Source organism: Corynebacterium nasorum, assembly GCF_022347325.1.
GTDB lineage: Bacteria > Actinomycetota > Actinomycetes > Mycobacteriales > Mycobacteriaceae > Corynebacterium > Corynebacterium kefirresidentii.
This window is the reverse complement of the sequence record NZ_JAKRDU010000002.1, coordinates 129,450-143,389: the sequence shown is the minus strand read 5'-3', so window position 1 is coordinate 143,389 and position 13,940 is coordinate 129,450. Positions and strand designations below refer to the sequence as shown.

The following is a 13,940-nucleotide window of genomic DNA, read 5'->3' as shown; positions in this document are numbered from 1 at the left end:
GACATGACACGCACCATCGTTCACCTCGTACGCCACGGCGAGGTCCACAACCCAGAGAAGATCCTCTACGGGCGCATCCCGGGCTATCACCTATCCTCGCGCGGGCATTCCATGGCGGCGCGAACCGCGGAGTCCTTTCGCGACCATGATGTGACCTACCTGGCAGCCTCGCCACTGCAGCGCGCCCAAGAGACAGCGCGGCCGATTGCGGAGGTAACGGGACTGGACGTGGACGTCGATAAGACGCTCATTGAATCCGGCAATCGCTTCGAGGGCCTGCGCACCAAGGGTCTGCGCTCCGCACTGTGGAATCCGCGCCGTTGGCCGCTGCTGGTCAATCCGCTGGAGCCATCGTGGGGCGAGCCTTATGAGCAGATTGCCGAGCGCATGCTGGGCTCCATCGAGCGCGCCCGTACCGCCGCCGCCGGCCACGAGGCGATTTTGGTCAGCCACCAGCTGCCCATCGTGATGGTGCAGCGCACCGTGCTCGGCCAGCGCTTGCCGCACGCGCCGTGGAACCGCGAATGCGACTTGGCCTCGGTAACCTCCCTGCTTTTTGAAGACAACCAGGTCACCGATATTTTCTACTCTTCGCCGGCGCAGGAGATTTAATGGCACTACGACGCAAACGCGCAGTTGGCGCGGTGCTGGCGGCAGCAGCCGTGACCCTTGCTGGGTGCGCGCAGGATTCCGATAACGCCCAAAACGCGGTTGCTACCGGCGGTAACTTCGAATTCATCACCCCCGGCGGCGAGAAGGTCATCAATTACGAGGAATCCGAGCGCAAGCCGCTGCGCACATTCTCCGGCGAGGATGTGCGCGATACGGATAAGACCATCTCCTTGGAAGACTATGACGGCGAAATCGTCGTGCTTAACTCCTGGGGACAGTGGTGCGCGCCTTGCCGCAGCGAGGCCGATGACCTCCAAGAGGTCCACTCTGAGCTGCAAAAGCGCAAGATTGGCACCGTCTTGGGCATCAATGTGCGCGACTATAACCCGCAGGTGTCCAATGACTTCCTCGAAGACAATGGGCTGAAGTATCCCTCCATCTATGATCCGCCGTTTAAGACCGCCGCGGCCCTAGGTGGCGTGCCGACTTCTGTGGTGCCCACCACCATCGTCTTGGATAAACAGCACCGCCCGGCTACGGTCTTTTTGCGTTCCATCACCGCTAAAGACGTGATGGATGTAGTGGACAAGTTAGAAAAGGAATAAATGGACAACGCAGCGAGCTTCGGCAACTCCTTTGCCGAGGCCGTGACCTCCGGCCCACTTATTTTGGGCCTCCTCGCGGCCGCCGTGGCGGGGCTGGTGAGCTTCGCCAGTCCGTGTGTGATCCCGCTGGTTCCCGGCTATATTTCCTACCTGGCCGGCGTGGTAGGCGGTGAGGTTACCTTCGATGGGGAGCTGGGGGTGGGCGTCGGCAAGCGCAGGCAATGGGCCGTTGTGCTGGCCGCGGCCTTGTTCATCCTCGGCTTCACCGTGGTATTCCTCCTAGCGACGGTCTCCGTATTCGGCGCGATTTCCGCGCTAAAGCTCAATGAAGAAATGCTCATGCGGGTCGGCGGCGGCGTGACAATCCTGATGGGTGTGGTCTTCTTGGGCGCGATTCCAGCGCTGCAGAAAGACACCCGCCTAGCACCGAAGCGCTGGACCACCTGGCTGGGGGCGCCGCTGCTCGGCGGGGTATTCGCGCTGGGCTGGACGCCGTGCCTGGGCCCAACGCTGGCCGCCATCATTTCCGTATCGGCCGGCACCGAGGGTATGACGGCCGCGCGCGGCGTGCTGCTCATTATCTTTTATTGCCTGGGCCTGGGCCTACCGTTCCTTCTGGTGGCGCTGGGCTCCGCGCGGGCGATGCGCACGATTTCGTGGGCCCGCAAGCACTCGCATACCATCCAGATAATCGGCGGCGTGGCTATGATCCTCGTCGGCCTGGCCCTGGTAACCGGCCTGTGGGGCGAGTTCATTAGCCTCATCCGCCAGTGGACCGGCAACTACGGCGCAACCCTTATTTAGGAGAGACGTGAAATATTTCCGCAAAGCCTGGCATTGGCTGACTAGTATGCGCACCGCGCTAGCGCTGCTCTTCTTGCTGGCGCTGGCCGCGATCCCCGGTTCTTTGCTGCCGCAGCGCGATCTCAACGAGCAGAACGTGCAAGACTTTATCGAGTCCAATGGCAACGTGGCGAAGATCTATGACAAGCTGCAGCTTTTCGACGTCTTTTCCTCCGTCTGGTTCCAAGCCATCTTCGTCCTCTTGGCGATTTCCCTGGTTGGCTGCATCCTGCCGCGCTCCTGGGATCACTATAAGGCGTGGAAGACCCCGCCGACGCGCGCGCCAAAGTACCTCCACAAGCTGCCGCTGGCGGCCGAGGGGCACTCGGAAAAGAGCGAGGAGGAACTATCCACGGAAATTAAGAAGCGCCTGAAGAGGTGGCGCGTGGCCGAGTATTCCCCGGAGAAGGACCGTGCCGGCGTGCATACCTTCTCCGCGGAGCGCGGCTACGGCCGCGAGCTAGCCAACCTCATTTTCCACGTGGCGCTGGTAGCCATCCTGGTTACGGTTGCCGCCGGCAAACTGGTCAACTACGAAGGCCAGGTCATCGTGGTCACTGAGTCTGGCTCGCAGGGCGGCGGCCAGACCCTGGACCAGTCCACGGAGTTCTGCAATACCTCTACGTCTAATTTTGACTCCTTCCGCGCCGGCCCGCTTTTCGACGGCACCGGGCTCCACCCTTTCTGCCTCGTCGCCCATGACTTCGCGGCCGAGTACCTGCCGAACGGCCAGGCCGAGATGTTTACCTCCAACGTCTCCTACGCGGAGGGCGATGGCATCTACAAGGATGACTCCGAGTGGAAGGATTATGAGCTCAAGGTCAACCACCCGTTGCGGCTCGCGCATAACCGCGTCTACTTGCAGGGCCATGGCTACGCGCCGACGGTCACCGTGGAATGGCCCAATGGTGAAAAGCGCACCCAGACCATTCAGTTCCAGCCGAATGACACGACCTTCTTCTTGTCCTCCGGCGCGATGCGCTTTGACCCGCCGGCCGGCATGCACCCGGACCTCTATGAGCGTCGTCAAAATCAGATCGCCATTCAGGGCCTCTTCGCGCCTACGGCTGAGTGGGCCGGTGAGAACGGCAAGCTGCTGCAGTCCTCCTACCCAGGTTTGCAGGATCCGGCCATGGCCATCGATATCTACCGTGGTGATGCCGGCTTGGATACCGGCACCCCGCAGTCCTTCTTCTCGTTGGATCCGAACCTGGTGCACTCCGGCCAGCTGCGAAAGATTGACCGCGTGAACCTCAACCAGGGTGAGGATGTCACCCTGGACGATGGCACCAAGATCACTTTCGACGGCGCCAGCGAGTTTGCCAATTACCAGGTCTCTTATGACCCCTTCCAGAAGTGGGTGCTGGTCTCCGCGCTGGTAATGCTCATCTCCTTGGTGGGTTCGCTGGTGATTAAGCGCCGCCGCGTCTATATCCGCCTGCGGCCGAACGCGGCCGGCGGCACCGATGTGGAAATGGGCGGTCTCGCCCGCACCGACCGCGCCGGTTGGTCCGAGGAATTCCACGAGTTGCACCGCGCGCTGCTGGAGCTGCCGGACCCAGATGAGGTCGAAGAAGACGAGCTTTATACCGATGATTAGTACGTCAGCCTAGTCCAACAAAAGTTGGACTAGGCCGTTTCGCTGAGTAAGGTAATCAGCACTATCCCGCACGTGTATTGGCTAGGAGCGTTCATGCAGATCGATCAGAATCTGTCTAATTTCTCGGATATCGCGGTGCAGACCGCCTTTGTGGTGTACTGCGTCGCGCTCTTTATGTCGCTGTTCTACTACGGCCGCATGCAGGGAATTATCGAGGGCCGCCGTGCCGTGAAGTCCCAGGCCGCGAAGGTCTTGGTGGGGGCGGGCGCTGGGGGCGTCGATAAGCAGAGCTATGCGGGCGAGGTGGCCCAGTCCTCTTCCGGTATCACGGAAGGTGAGCTGAAGGAGAAGGAGCGCAAGGCCGATAAGCTCGGCGGTATGACCAGCTCGCTGATGTGGGTAGGCATTGCGCTCCACGCCGCGGCGATTGTGCTGCGTGGCCTGGCTACCGGCCGTTTCCCCTTTGGCAACCTATACGAGTACGTGCTGATGGTGAGCTTCGGTGTGCTGCTGGTGGGCAATATTGCCATGCAGCGTAAGGAGTGGCGCACCGTGTGGCCATGGCTGCTCACCCCGGTATTGGCGCTGATGTTTTATGGCTCCACCAAGCTCTATGCCGAGTCTGCCCCTGTGGTGCCGGCGCTGCAGTCGCACTGGCTGCCCATCCACGTCACCGTGGTGTCCTTGGGCGCATCTATCGGTATTATCTCCGGCATTGTCTCGCTGCTGACCCTTTTCCGTATGGCACAGCCGAAGCATGCCGAGCATGGCTTTTTCGGTGCTATAGCCCGCCCGTTGCCTTCGGCCGCGAAGATTGACCAGCTGGCCTACCGTCTGGCCGTGATCACCCTGCCGACCTTGGGTCTGGGCATCATCTTGGGCGCTATCTGGGCGGAGTCCGCTTGGGGCCGCTTCTGGGGCTGGGACCCGAAGGAAACCGTGTCTTTCGCTACCTGGATCCTTTATGCCGCCTACCTGCACGCGCGTGCAACGCCGGCGTTCCGTAAGGCTGCGCCGTGGATCAATGTCATGGCGATGGCGCTGATGGTCTTCAACCTCTTCTTTATCAACATGGTTGTCTCCGGCCTGCACTCCTATGCGGGGCTGAATTAAATGGCGGAGCATACGAGCCCGCGCCATAAGCCGGGCAAGCCGGCTGGTGATAATGCGGTGATTTTAGGCCTGGGCGCGCAATTTGCCGAGCGCCGCCGCGAGTTGGGCATTTTGCAGCAGCAGCTTGCCGACGCCGCCGGTATCTCCCGCTCCACCCTCCACACCATTGAGCATGGGGGCGCGGGCGTGCGGTGGGAAAAGGTTACCGCCGTGGCCGAGGCCCTCGGCTTGGAGATGCGCTTCGTGCCGAAGGAATCCTAATCCTTCTCGCCGTTGGTGTCGCGATTGCGGCGCTGGCGGCGTTTTTCTTCCTCTGCCTCCTGTGCGCGGCGTTGCTTGAAGCGCTCCTTTTCTAAGTTCCAGAGGAATTCCTCATCATCGTCGGGGCCCTTGATGGCGCGGGGTTGGTCCACCTCGCGCTTTTTCCATGTGGAGGGACCGAAGGCCTTCCACACCAAGTAGGCGGCGAGGACAAAGAGTAAAAGGAGGATGATTCGGCCCATGCGTGGAATTCTACCTGCACCGCGTACAATCAACCCCCATGACGCATAATCCTGAGCCACCCAAGCCGGACCCAGAACTGCGCCGCCGTTCGCGCGCGGCGCTGTGGAAGTACGGGCTCGCCCGCGTAGTACTTTTTATCGCTTTGACGGTGGTGATTGAGCTTTTGTCCTTCGCCATCGGCTTTCCCATTCCACCGCTCATCGCGGCGCTGCTGGCGCTCTTCGTGGCGCTGCCGCTTTCGATGCTCATCTTTAAAAAGTGGCGCATCGAGGCCACCCAAACGCTGGCCGAGTACTCCGCCCAGCGCAAGGCCCACAAACGCTGGGTGCAGGCGGAGCTAGAAGGGCGCGCCGCGCAGGACTAGACGAGGATGAGTGCGGCGGCCTCGATAATCGCCCACAGGAGCATCGCGCGGCCGGTCAGGCCGAGCACGGGGATAAGCTTTGGTCCTTGAGCGCCGCGATTGACGGTGCGAATGGCGCGCAGCGCGAAGGGAAAGTAGACCAAGCCGGCGAGTGCGAGCCAGCTGCTGAAGGCAATGCCAATGGTCAGCAGGAATGGCAGTAGGAGTAGCACCGTAAAGAGCAGGCGCGCCTTCTCGTTGCCGAGGCGTACGGCGAGCGTAATCTTGCCGGTTTCGGCGTCGGAGGGAATATCGCGGATATTATTGACTAAGTTCACCCCGGAGCTCATCGCGCCGATGCCCACGGCCAGCGCGAGGCCCGACCACGACAGGCGGCCGGCCTGGGTGAATTCGGTGCCGAGCACAGCGACGAGCCCGAAGAAGATAAAGACGGCGACCTCGCCGAGCCCGCGATAGCCATACGGGTTCTTGCCACCGGTATAAAACCACGCGCCGGTGATGCATAGCGCGCCGACGAGGATGAGCCACCAGGCGTGCGCCGCAAAAGACAGCGCGATGCCGGCGAGTCCGGCCACGGCAAAGGCGGCGAAGGCCGCGAGTTTCACCTGCTGCGGGCGGGCCAGGCCGCCGCCGGTGAGGCGCTGCGGACCGGTGCGGTCGTCGTCGGTGCCGCGGATGCCATCCGAGTAATCGTTGGCGTAATTGACACCGATGATGAGCGCCCACGCCACCACGAGGGCGAGAAGCGCGCGGCCGAAGTGCGCGCCGTCGGCAGCCGCTGCGGCACCAGTACCAGCGATGACTGGGGCGAAGGCATTAGCCCACGTGTGCGGGCGTGCGCCTTGGAGCCAGTCTTTGGCAGTTGCGGGATAGGCAGAAAGTGACATGTCAGTTATTGTGCCACGCCACCGCGGGCATGCTGTGCACAAGGGACGCACACGGCGGATATATAAAAGCCACGGGTATGGCGGAAGCGCGTCGTACGTACCCAAGAAAGGACGGCTGTGGGCCACACCCGTGACAAAAGTTCAATGCGTTGAACTTTCTTAAAGTTATCATGTGAATCGCTCGCGGGGCAAGGCCTTTACTACGATGAATGTCATGCATTTAAGCGATCTCCCTGAACGTACCCAGGACTACCTCAAAGTCCTGTGGGACCTCTCCGAGCACTCCGGCGGCGCGCCCATCGCGCTCAAGGAGCTGGCGGGGCGATTGAACCAAAAGGTGCCCACGGCGTCGGAAGCCGTAAAGCGTCTCGTTGCCCAAGGGCTGGTGGAACATGAGCGCTACGCTGGCGTTTCGCTGACCCCAGAGGGCCAGGCACTGTCCATGGGCATGGTCCGCCGCCATCGTCTCCTCGAGACCTTCTTGGTCAAAGAGCTGGGGTACACCTGGGACGAGGTTCACGAGGATGCCGATCTCCTCGAGCATGCATGCTCCGATCGCTTCATCGATCGACTCGATCAGCACCTGGGCCATCCTCAGCGCGATCCCCACGGCGATCCCATCCCCGACGCGCAGGGCAGCATCGAGGACCTTGGCACGCTCACGCTTGACGACGTCCCCCTTCACACCCCTGTCACCATCGAGCGGGTATGCGACGGAGACACCGAGCTGTTGCGCTACCTCGACAGCCATGGCGTCGGCCTGGGCGTCGAGGTCGTAGTCGATTCCCGCGTTGCGGGCCTGCTCAACCTGCACGCAGGGGACGAGGAGTTCTCTCTTGCGGAAGTCGCGGCCGCCGACGTGACGGTGCGCGCTAACGAAGTCTAATCAGTTCTTAAAGAGCCCTGCGACACCACGACGGTCCACCTTGCCGGGGCCGGTCAGCGGCATCTCAGCAATGCGGATAATCTCGCGCGGAATCTGCCACCGAGGCAGGTCATCGAGCGCTTCGAGGATGTCGGTGCGCGAGGCCCAGCCGGTGTAAGCTGCGGCGATCATCTGGCCAAGACGTGGATCAGGGATGCCCACCACGCATACACTGTCGACGCCCGGTACCTGCAACAAGAGCTGTTCCAGTTGTTCTGGGTGCAACTTCAACCCGCCCGAGTTGATGATGCTGTCCAGACGTCCAGTGACGGTGAGTTGACCGTGGGCGTCGAGCTCCCCGGCGTCGGAAGTTGCGAACCAGCCACCGACGAAGTCGCGCGATTCCACATTGCGGTAGCCCTGCGCAATGGTCGGCCCGCCCAGGAAAATGCGGTTATCTTCCCCGATTCGCACCTCGGTGCCGGGCAGGGGAGTGCCGTTGTAGACGCAACCGCCCGCAGTCTCCGAGGAGCCATAGGTGGTTACCACGGTGATGTCGAGCTTGCGCGCAGATTCCAATAGCTGGGGATGTGGCGCTGCTCCACCTACCAGGATGGAGTTGAAACGGCGCAGTGCTTGGATGCCGTCCAGCGAATCGAGTGCCTTGTGCAGCTGCATCGGTGTGAGCGCGGTGTACATGCGGTCCTCGGTGTGGGCGAGTTCTTCTGCTGCGCGGGCGAACTCGGTGATGTTAAAGCCTTGGGACAGGTCGAGGCACAGTGGCTCCACACCCGCCACCAACGAACGCACGAGCACCTGGATGCCCGCGATGTGGTGGGCGGGCATGGCCAGTAGCCATTGGCCGGGGCCACCCAGGAAAGAATGGGTGGCATCCGCACTCGCCACCAGGTTAAGCGGGCTTAGCTGCGCACCCTTCGGTGTGCCCGTGGAACCCGAGGTGGACACCACCAAAGCAATGTCCTCAGCAATCGATTCGCCCGCGCGCATGTGGTTGCGCAGCAATTCCGTCCGCGTGCGGTCCGCTGCGGGAAGGGGTAAGAGCGTGGTCTGCCCAGCGATGGCCTTCTCGAGGTCATCCAAAATTCCTGCGGGATTGCGGGGATCGACTGGGAGTGGGGCGAGGATATGAGTCACGAATAATCAGGTTACCCGGGCATATCGCTCGTCCCGGGAGGCGGCGCGCCGGGCGTTTAGAGCAAGGCCCGCAGCCCCATGCTGAGCAAATAGAACACACCCGCCAGCACCGCGATGCAGCCGCCCGCCGACAAACTGAGTGCGGCCGCCAGCCAGAGCCCGCCGCATGCCAGCGCAATGCCCGCGATACCGGCACCGAGCATGAGCTGGGTCGGGCGCTTGATCCACGGCTGCAACGCCGCCGCCGGGGCTACCAGCAGCGCCAGGGACAAGATAGTGCCCACCGCGGGAATCACCACCACCATGGTCACGCTGATAAGCGTGAGGGTAAGCAAGTCATAGCAGCCGGGATTTCCACCTTGTGTGCGGAAGGACGTCTGGTCGAAGTAGAAGGAGACCAACGTCCGGCGAAATGCTACCAGCACGCCAAGGCTGACCACCACCAGGGCGCTGACAAACCAGACATCCTGCGCATTGACAGTGGTCAGCGAGCCCACGAGAAAGCTATCCACGTGGATAGGTAGCGGTTGGAACCAGCGCAGCAACAAGATGCCCAGGGAAAATCCCAGGGTGAGCGTCACGCCGGCGGCAGCGGTCGAAGAAATGCCCTCGACGGTACTCAACCACCGCATAAGCCAGGCCAAAGGTAGGCAGAACAGTGCCGCGCCCACCATCAAACCCGTGGAGAGATCCAAGCTCAGAAGGTTGGCCACCACTACGCCGAGCACCGCGCCGGGGAAGATTCCGTGCGACAGGCTCTCGGCGAAAAAGACGCGCTTGCCCATGACCATCAAGGTTCCAACCAAGCCAGATAAACATCCCACAGCAATGGCCTCAAGGAGGGGCATCCGCAGGATCTCTGGATCAAGATGAGACAGTCCCATTAGCTAAATACCCCCTTCAAGCCCGCTAGCGGCACGGTGACAACCAGCATCAAGCTGACGATTGCCTGCGGCGAAATCTGGTGCGCGGTTTGGGACAGCATGATGGCAAATCCCACCACCACTGCCAGCGTGGACAAGCCCGCAGCCCAGAAGCACATGCTGCGCGGGGATCCTGCGATCAAGCGCGCCGAGAGGCCTGGAATGACAATAAAACCGATAACCAGCAACACACCCACTGCCGAGCTAGCCGCCACCACGATTAGGCCAACCGCGACATTCGCAATGAGCTCATAAGCCGCCACGTTGACGCCCATGGCGCGGGCCGCTGCTGTATCGAAAGCGACGAGAATCTGCATGCGCCAGGTTGTCAGGATGAGCAGTGCCGCAATCACGCAGAGCGTGACGGAGGTTGCCAGCCTGGACTGCGTGACGTCGAGAAGCCGGCCAAACATGAGCGCCTCCAGCTGCCCGGACTTGTCGCCATAGGCCAAACTGATGACCACGCCGATGCCGTACATGAAGGTCAGCACCACGGCCGTTCCGGCTTCTATATCCAGCTTCCGCGCTGACTGGCGCCGCCCAGAACCCAGAGAAGCCAGCACCAGCACCGTCACCGTGGCCACCGCGGCCGCACCCGGCACGATGCCCGGGATGCCGCCCACGATGAGCCCTACCACGATGCCTGGAAAAACCGAGTGCACGAGGGCTTCCACCGTAAATTCCATGCGGCGGAGATTAACGAGGACGCTAATGACAGCCCCCACAATCGATAGGCACAGCAGGAAGAGGAAGGCATTGCGCAGGTACGGGGCGAAGAGAATCTGCTCCATTACAGTCGCGCACCTTGCTCCATATAGGTTTCCACTGCTTCCTCGGTTCCCATGGTGTGGACCTTGCCGTCGAGCACAAACGCCGCCCAGTCGCAGGTGTGCTGCGCCAAGATGGGGTCGTGAGTGGAGACGAGCAGGGCGATTCCTGCTTCCTTGAGATCCGCAATGATCTGAATCAGGATTCGGCGGCTTTCTTGATCAAGCCCGTTGAAGGGTTCGTCGAGAAGCACCAGCTCCGGGGCCGAAACCAACGCGCGCGCGATGAGCACGCGCTGGCGCTGCCCTCCCGAGAGCTGGCCAAACCGCGTCTCGGCGAGGTGCTCCATCCCCACTTGTCGCAGGGCATTGAGTACATGGCCGCGATAGCTACGCATGCTCGTGCACCTATGCCACCAGCTCACTGATGGCAAAAGGCCCATTTCCACGACCTTGTAAGCCGTGACGGGAAAACTCAGGTCGGAGTCTTGGTACTGCGGGACGTAGCCGAGCGAGGCGTCGATGGTGGCCATGCCGCGCAAGGCAGCCAGGCCAGTGATTGCCTTGAGCAGCGTAGACTTGCCCGCGCCGTTGGCCCCCAGGAGCGCCACGGCCTCGCTCGCGCGGATCTCAAGATCAACGTCGGTGAGGATATCCCGGGCGCCATAGCCGCAGGTGGCATTGCGCAGAGTGATTAATGGGGAAGACATATAGAGCTACTTGCGCTTGGCGACGTCGAATGCCTGCAGCGATTCCGGCAACGGTTGCTGTTCGGAGTCCCAGGCGCTGACCAGGGTGTTGATGTTGTGGACGATGGATCCGATGTAGGTCTCGCCCTCACTGCCTGGCACACCTAGCGAGTCGCCGTACAAAGCGTCGTCGGATGTAACCGCCTTGACGCCTGCGGCGCGGGCGATGGCCTCGATGGACTTCGAGCTGTTGGAATTCTCCGCAAAGATGGCCTTGGCACCGGACTCGCGGATCTGCTTTGCCTGCTCGTCGATGTGGCGCGAGGTGGCGTCCTGCTGGTTGTTGAAGTCAGACAGTGCGGAGCCGATGAACTTCACGCCGTATGCGTTTGAGAAGTAGCCGAAGGCGTCGTGGGAAGAGAAGAGCACGCGGTCTTGCTCAGAAACTGCGGACATGGAATCGCTGGCCCACTTGTCGAGGTCCTCCAACTGGTCGGTGTACTTCTTGCCGGCGGCGGTGAAGGCGTCCTTGGCCTGCGGGGAGGCCTGGGACAACGTGTTGACGATGTTGTCGACCTGAATCTTGGCCTGCTTCGGGGAGGTCCACACGTGCGGGTCGTACTTGAATTCTGGGGCCTCGCCGTCCTCCCCCGGGAAAGGCCACGGGCGCGGGCTCACGTGCTCGATGCCCTCGTCGATGGTGTACTTGCCGTTGCCATCGCCCATACCTTCGCTCTTGACGCCCGAGGTCACGGCCATGACGCCGTGGAAGCCGGAGGAGTCCACGGCTTGGTCGAGGAAGTGCTCGAGGTCGACTCCGTTGACGAACATGTAGTCGGCCTGGGAGAGCGCCTGCATCTGCTGTGGGGTCATCTCGTGCTCGTGGGCGCTGGCGTTGGGGGCGAGCAAACAGGTGAGGTCGAGGGTCACTGGGCCCTCGCCGGAGTTGGTCTCCGCACCCTGGGAGTCGACCTTGTGGAGCTTGAGGCCGCCGGCGGCTACCTGGGTGAGGTAGTCGCAGATCTGGGTAGTCGTGGCCACGGCCTTGACGGTGTCGCCGTCCTTCGGCTTTGCAGCGTCGATGGATTCCTTCGAGGCGCTGCAAGCGGCGAGGCTGGCGCCGAGTGCGAGGGCGCAGGTGCCTGCGAGAATGCGCTGTAGGGGCCGGCGTGGGGTGCTGTGATTTGAGCTCATAATGAACTTCCTTTGTATTAGGAGAAGTGAACTCAACAAACACTAGCACCCTTGAACTAGATTGTTCAACGTAATGAACTTAGGTGGTCCTATCTCTTCCTTAAGCTGCCAAAATTTAAAAATGCCTCTCACTTCAATGAGTGAAGTGAGAGGCTAGGAAGCGGTGGCCTTATTTGGCTACTTTTGCCTTTTTGCTGAAGGGGAGCTGATCCAGGGAGCGTATGCCGGGGCCGGCGGCGAGCATCAGGCCCGCGACGGCGACGGTCCATTCGGAGAACTTTTGCCAGCCCTGGGCGATGAGAATTACGCCCAGGGCGACGCGTGCTGCGAGCATGACGAATGAGTTGCAGAGTTTCATGTTCGACACTTTAAGTATTAACTATGGGCATGTCCACAATTGCTTGAGATGTCTCACTCCGGTCCGAGGGCGTCCCACGCCATTTACTCCGCTACATGTATGGATTGCGCGGGGTGTCCTCCTGATCGAAGGGACGCTCCCCGCTGTCCTGCGCATCCTTGATACGCTTGAGCATCCACACTCGCGAGACGATGACGCCCGCCAGTGCAAGTGTGGCCAAGCCGATGGCGAAAATCCACATCGTGCTAACTCCTGGCTAGTAGTAATACGGGAACTGCTCCCACTGCGGGTCGCGCTTTTCGAGGAATGCTTCTTTGCCCTCGACGGCCTCGTCGGTCATGTACGCCAGGCGGGTCGCCTCGCCGGCGAAGACCTGCTGGCCCATGAGGCCGTCATCGGTCAGGTTGAAAGCGAACTTCAGCATGCGCTGGGCTGTTGGGGACTTGCCGTTGATTTCGCGGCCCATCTGGATTGCGGCGTCTTCCAAGTCGGCGTGATCGACAACCTCATTGACTGCGCCCATTTCATACATGCGCTGGGCATCGTAGGTGCGGCCCAAGAAGAAAATCTCGCGGGCGAATTTCTGGCCCACCATCTTAGCTAGGTAGGCCGAACCATAGCCGGCATCGAAGGAACCCACGTCCGCGTCCGTCTGCTTGAAGCGCGCCTCCTGGCGGGAGGCGACCGTCATATCGCAGACCACGTGCAGCGAGTGACCGCCGCCGGCCGCCCAACCATTGACCACGGCGATAACCACCTTGGGCATGGTGCGGATAAGGCGCTGGACCTCGAGGATATGCAAGCGACCGCCCTCCACCTTTTCGCGGGCGGTGTCCACGGTGGATTCATCCGCGGTGGCGTCATCATGGGCGTGCTCGGTGGCGTAGCGGTAGCCGGAGCGGCCGCGAATGCGCTGGTCGCCGCCGGAACAAAACGCCCAGCCGCCATCCTTTTCGGAAGGGCCATTGCCGGTGAGCAAAATCGTGCCCACATCCGGCGTGCGGCGGGCGTGATCTATTGCGCGGTAGAGCTCGTCTACGGTATGCGGGCGAAACGCATTGCGCACCTCCGGGCGGTCGAAGGCGATGCGCACGATGCCGTTCTTGCGGCCCTCACCGTTGAGCCGGTGATAGGTGATATCCGTGAGGTCCTCAAAGCCTTCTACGGAATGCCACAATTCCGGCCGAAAGGGATTATCGGTGCTGTATTTTTTCTGCTCGCTCATATCGGCCAGCTTAGTGGCAAAAGAAGAATAGTCCCCATTCCCAACCCTCACCCACACGCGCTGCCCAGCAGGCCGGTAATAATCAATACGCGATACTGCGAGGTTTTGCCCCGCACAATACCCGTGTACGCCATACCAGCGCCGTACTCCATGCCATGGGGAGAGTCGAACTCCCCGCCCCTTTTAAAAGCGCTAAAGGGGGCCTGTGTCCCAGGATTTTCCCCTCCAGGGTGGGG

General features: G+C 61.5%; 18 protein-coding genes. 8 read left to right on the top strand and 10 right to left on the bottom strand.

The window, feature by feature from the left end; all coding sequences use genetic code 11:
- The first annotated feature begins 3 nt into the window (after positions 1–3).
- The 6 genes from MHK05_RS03025 to relB all read left to right on the top strand — a co-directional run bounded on the left by MHK05_RS03025 (position 4) and on the right by relB (position 5,034).
- Entirely contained in the window at positions 4–612 is a 609-nt protein-coding gene (locus MHK05_RS03025) for a histidine phosphatase family protein (protein ID WP_239204732.1), read from the top strand.
- On the top strand, positions 612–1,217 hold the full coding sequence (locus tag MHK05_RS03020) for a TlpA disulfide reductase family protein (protein ID WP_023020492.1): 606 nt from the start codon (positions 612–614) through the stop codon (positions 1,215–1,217). Before MHK05_RS03025 ends, MHK05_RS03020 begins: the two co-directional genes overlap by 1 nt.
- A complete protein-coding gene (locus MHK05_RS03015; protein ID WP_239204730.1) occupies positions 1,218–2,021 on the top strand; it encodes a cytochrome c biogenesis CcdA family protein in 804 nt (267 codons plus the stop codon).
- A 7-nt stretch (positions 2,022–2,028) separates the two neighbouring features.
- Positions 2,029–3,660, top strand: coding sequence for a cytochrome c biogenesis protein ResB (gene resB, locus MHK05_RS03010; RefSeq protein ID WP_239204728.1), 1,632 nt, complete (start codon positions 2,029–2,031; stop codon positions 3,658–3,660).
- Between the two features lie 93 nt (positions 3,661–3,753).
- Positions 3,754–4,773, top strand: a complete 1,020-nt coding sequence (ccsB, locus tag MHK05_RS03005; RefSeq protein ID WP_239204725.1) for a c-type cytochrome biogenesis protein CcsB — start codon at positions 3,754–3,756, stop codon at positions 4,771–4,773.
- Entirely contained in the window at positions 4,774–5,034 is a 261-nt protein-coding gene (gene relB / locus MHK05_RS03000) for a type II toxin-antitoxin system RelB family anti-toxin (RefSeq protein ID WP_023020496.1), read from the top strand.
- Here relB and MHK05_RS02995 read toward each other — a convergent pair.
- Complete coding sequence (locus MHK05_RS02995) at positions 5,031–5,276, bottom strand: hypothetical protein (protein WP_239204723.1); 246 nt, start codon at positions 5,274–5,276, stop codon at positions 5,031–5,033. The two genes, relB and MHK05_RS02995, sit on opposite strands and share 4 nt — an antisense overlap.
- A gap of 38 nt (positions 5,277–5,314) precedes the next feature.
- Between MHK05_RS02995 and MHK05_RS02990 the strand changes: the two genes are divergently transcribed.
- Positions 5,315–5,641 (top strand): DUF4229 domain-containing protein, encoded by a 327-nt coding sequence (locus tag MHK05_RS02990; protein WP_239204721.1) that lies wholly within the window; start codon positions 5,315–5,317, stop codon positions 5,639–5,641.
- Here the strand turns inward: MHK05_RS02990 and MHK05_RS02985 are convergent.
- Positions 5,638–6,528, bottom strand: a complete 891-nt coding sequence (locus MHK05_RS02985; protein ID WP_023020498.1) for a 1,4-dihydroxy-2-naphthoate polyprenyltransferase — start codon at positions 6,526–6,528, stop codon at positions 5,638–5,640. The genes MHK05_RS02990 and MHK05_RS02985 overlap by 4 nt on opposite strands.
- A 214-nt stretch (positions 6,529–6,742) precedes the next feature.
- On the opposite strand from MHK05_RS02985, the gene MHK05_RS02980 reads away from it, so the two are divergent.
- Positions 6,743–7,414 carry a metal-dependent transcriptional regulator gene (locus tag MHK05_RS02980; RefSeq protein ID WP_034656208.1) on the top strand — a complete coding sequence of 224 codons (672 nt, stop codon included), beginning with the start codon at positions 6,743–6,745 and terminating at the stop codon, positions 7,412–7,414.
- On the opposite strand, the gene menE is transcribed toward MHK05_RS02980, so the two are convergent.
- The 8 genes from menE to MHK05_RS02940 all read right to left on the bottom strand — a co-directional run bounded on the left by menE (position 7,415) and on the right by MHK05_RS02940 (position 13,704).
- Positions 7,415–8,548: an o-succinylbenzoate--CoA ligase gene (gene menE, locus MHK05_RS02975; protein WP_005322961.1), complete on the bottom strand. Its 1,134-nt coding sequence runs from the start codon at positions 8,546–8,548 to the stop codon at positions 7,415–7,417.
- A 56-nt stretch (positions 8,549–8,604) separates the two neighbouring features.
- The gene (locus MHK05_RS02970; protein WP_239204719.1) at positions 8,605–9,432 is read right to left on the bottom strand and encodes a metal ABC transporter permease; all 828 of its coding nucleotides are present in this window, start codon (positions 9,430–9,432) and stop codon (positions 8,605–8,607) included.
- Positions 9,432–10,262, bottom strand: coding sequence for a metal ABC transporter permease (locus MHK05_RS02965; protein ID WP_049377866.1), 831 nt, complete (start codon positions 10,260–10,262; stop codon positions 9,432–9,434). Before MHK05_RS02965 ends, MHK05_RS02970 begins: the two co-directional genes overlap by 1 nt.
- Entirely contained in the window at positions 10,262–10,948 is a 687-nt protein-coding gene (locus MHK05_RS02960; protein ID WP_005322958.1) for a metal ABC transporter ATP-binding protein, read from the bottom strand. Before MHK05_RS02960 ends, MHK05_RS02965 begins: the two co-directional genes overlap by 1 nt.
- Before the next feature lie 6 nt (positions 10,949–10,954).
- Positions 10,955–12,121 (bottom strand): metal ABC transporter substrate-binding protein, encoded by a 1,167-nt coding sequence (locus MHK05_RS02955; RefSeq protein WP_239204717.1) that lies wholly within the window; start codon positions 12,119–12,121, stop codon positions 10,955–10,957.
- 169 nt (positions 12,122–12,290) lie between these two features.
- Positions 12,291–12,479, bottom strand: a complete 189-nt coding sequence (locus MHK05_RS02950) for a hypothetical protein (RefSeq protein WP_005322954.1) — start codon at positions 12,477–12,479, stop codon at positions 12,291–12,293.
- 91 nt (positions 12,480–12,570) lie between these two features.
- Positions 12,571–12,720: a hypothetical protein gene (locus tag MHK05_RS02945; RefSeq protein ID WP_005322953.1), complete on the bottom strand. Its 150-nt coding sequence runs from the start codon at positions 12,718–12,720 to the stop codon at positions 12,571–12,573.
- Positions 12,721–12,735: 15 nt separating this feature from the next.
- The gene (locus tag MHK05_RS02940) at positions 12,736–13,704 is read right to left on the bottom strand and encodes a 1,4-dihydroxy-2-naphthoyl-CoA synthase (RefSeq protein ID WP_239204715.1); all 969 of its coding nucleotides are present in this window, start codon (positions 13,702–13,704) and stop codon (positions 12,736–12,738) included.
- Between the last annotated feature and the right edge of the window lie 236 nt (positions 13,705–13,940).

Excerpts from the sequence above, each read along its gene's own strand:
- MHK05_RS03025 (WP_239204732.1), top strand. The coding sequence starts at position 4 with ATGACACGCACCATCGTTCACCTCGTACGCCACGGCGAGGTCCACAAC.
- MHK05_RS03020 (WP_023020492.1), top strand. The coding sequence starts at position 612 with ATGGCACTACGACGCAAACGCGCAGTTGGCGCGGTGCTGGCGGCAGCA.
- MHK05_RS03015 (WP_239204730.1), top strand. The coding sequence starts at position 1,218 with ATGGACAACGCAGCGAGCTTCGGCAACTCCTTTGCCGAGGCCGTGACC.
- ccsB (WP_239204725.1), top strand. The coding sequence starts at position 3,754 with ATGCAGATCGATCAGAATCTGTCTAATTTCTCGGATATCGCGGTGCAG.
- relB (WP_023020496.1), top strand. The coding sequence starts at position 4,774 with ATGGCGGAGCATACGAGCCCGCGCCATAAGCCGGGCAAGCCGGCTGGT.
- MHK05_RS02995 (WP_239204723.1), bottom strand. The coding sequence starts at position 5,276 with ATGGGCCGAATCATCCTCCTTTTACTCTTTGTCCTCGCCGCCTACTTG.
- MHK05_RS02990 (WP_239204721.1), top strand. The coding sequence starts at position 5,315 with ATGACGCATAATCCTGAGCCACCCAAGCCGGACCCAGAACTGCGCCGC.
- MHK05_RS02985 (WP_023020498.1), bottom strand. The coding sequence starts at position 6,528 with ATGTCACTTTCTGCCTATCCCGCAACTGCCAAAGACTGGCTCCAAGGC.
- MHK05_RS02980 (WP_034656208.1), top strand. The coding sequence starts at position 6,743 with ATGCATTTAAGCGATCTCCCTGAACGTACCCAGGACTACCTCAAAGTC.
- MHK05_RS02970 (WP_239204719.1), bottom strand. The coding sequence starts at position 9,432 with ATGGGACTGTCTCATCTTGATCCAGAGATCCTGCGGATGCCCCTCCTT.
- MHK05_RS02965 (WP_049377866.1), bottom strand. The coding sequence starts at position 10,262 with ATGGAGCAGATTCTCTTCGCCCCGTACCTGCGCAATGCCTTCCTCTTC.
- MHK05_RS02960 (WP_005322958.1), bottom strand. The coding sequence starts at position 10,948 with ATGTCTTCCCCATTAATCACTCTGCGCAATGCCACCTGCGGCTATGGC.
- MHK05_RS02955 (WP_239204717.1), bottom strand. The coding sequence starts at position 12,121 with ATGAGCTCAAATCACAGCACCCCACGCCGGCCCCTACAGCGCATTCTC.
- MHK05_RS02950 (WP_005322954.1), bottom strand. The coding sequence starts at position 12,479 with ATGAAACTCTGCAACTCATTCGTCATGCTCGCAGCACGCGTCGCCCTG.
- MHK05_RS02945 (WP_005322953.1), bottom strand. The coding sequence starts at position 12,720 with ATGTGGATTTTCGCCATCGGCTTGGCCACACTTGCACTGGCGGGCGTC.
- MHK05_RS02940 (WP_239204715.1), bottom strand. The coding sequence starts at position 13,704 with ATGAGCGAGCAGAAAAAATACAGCACCGATAATCCCTTTCGGCCGGAA.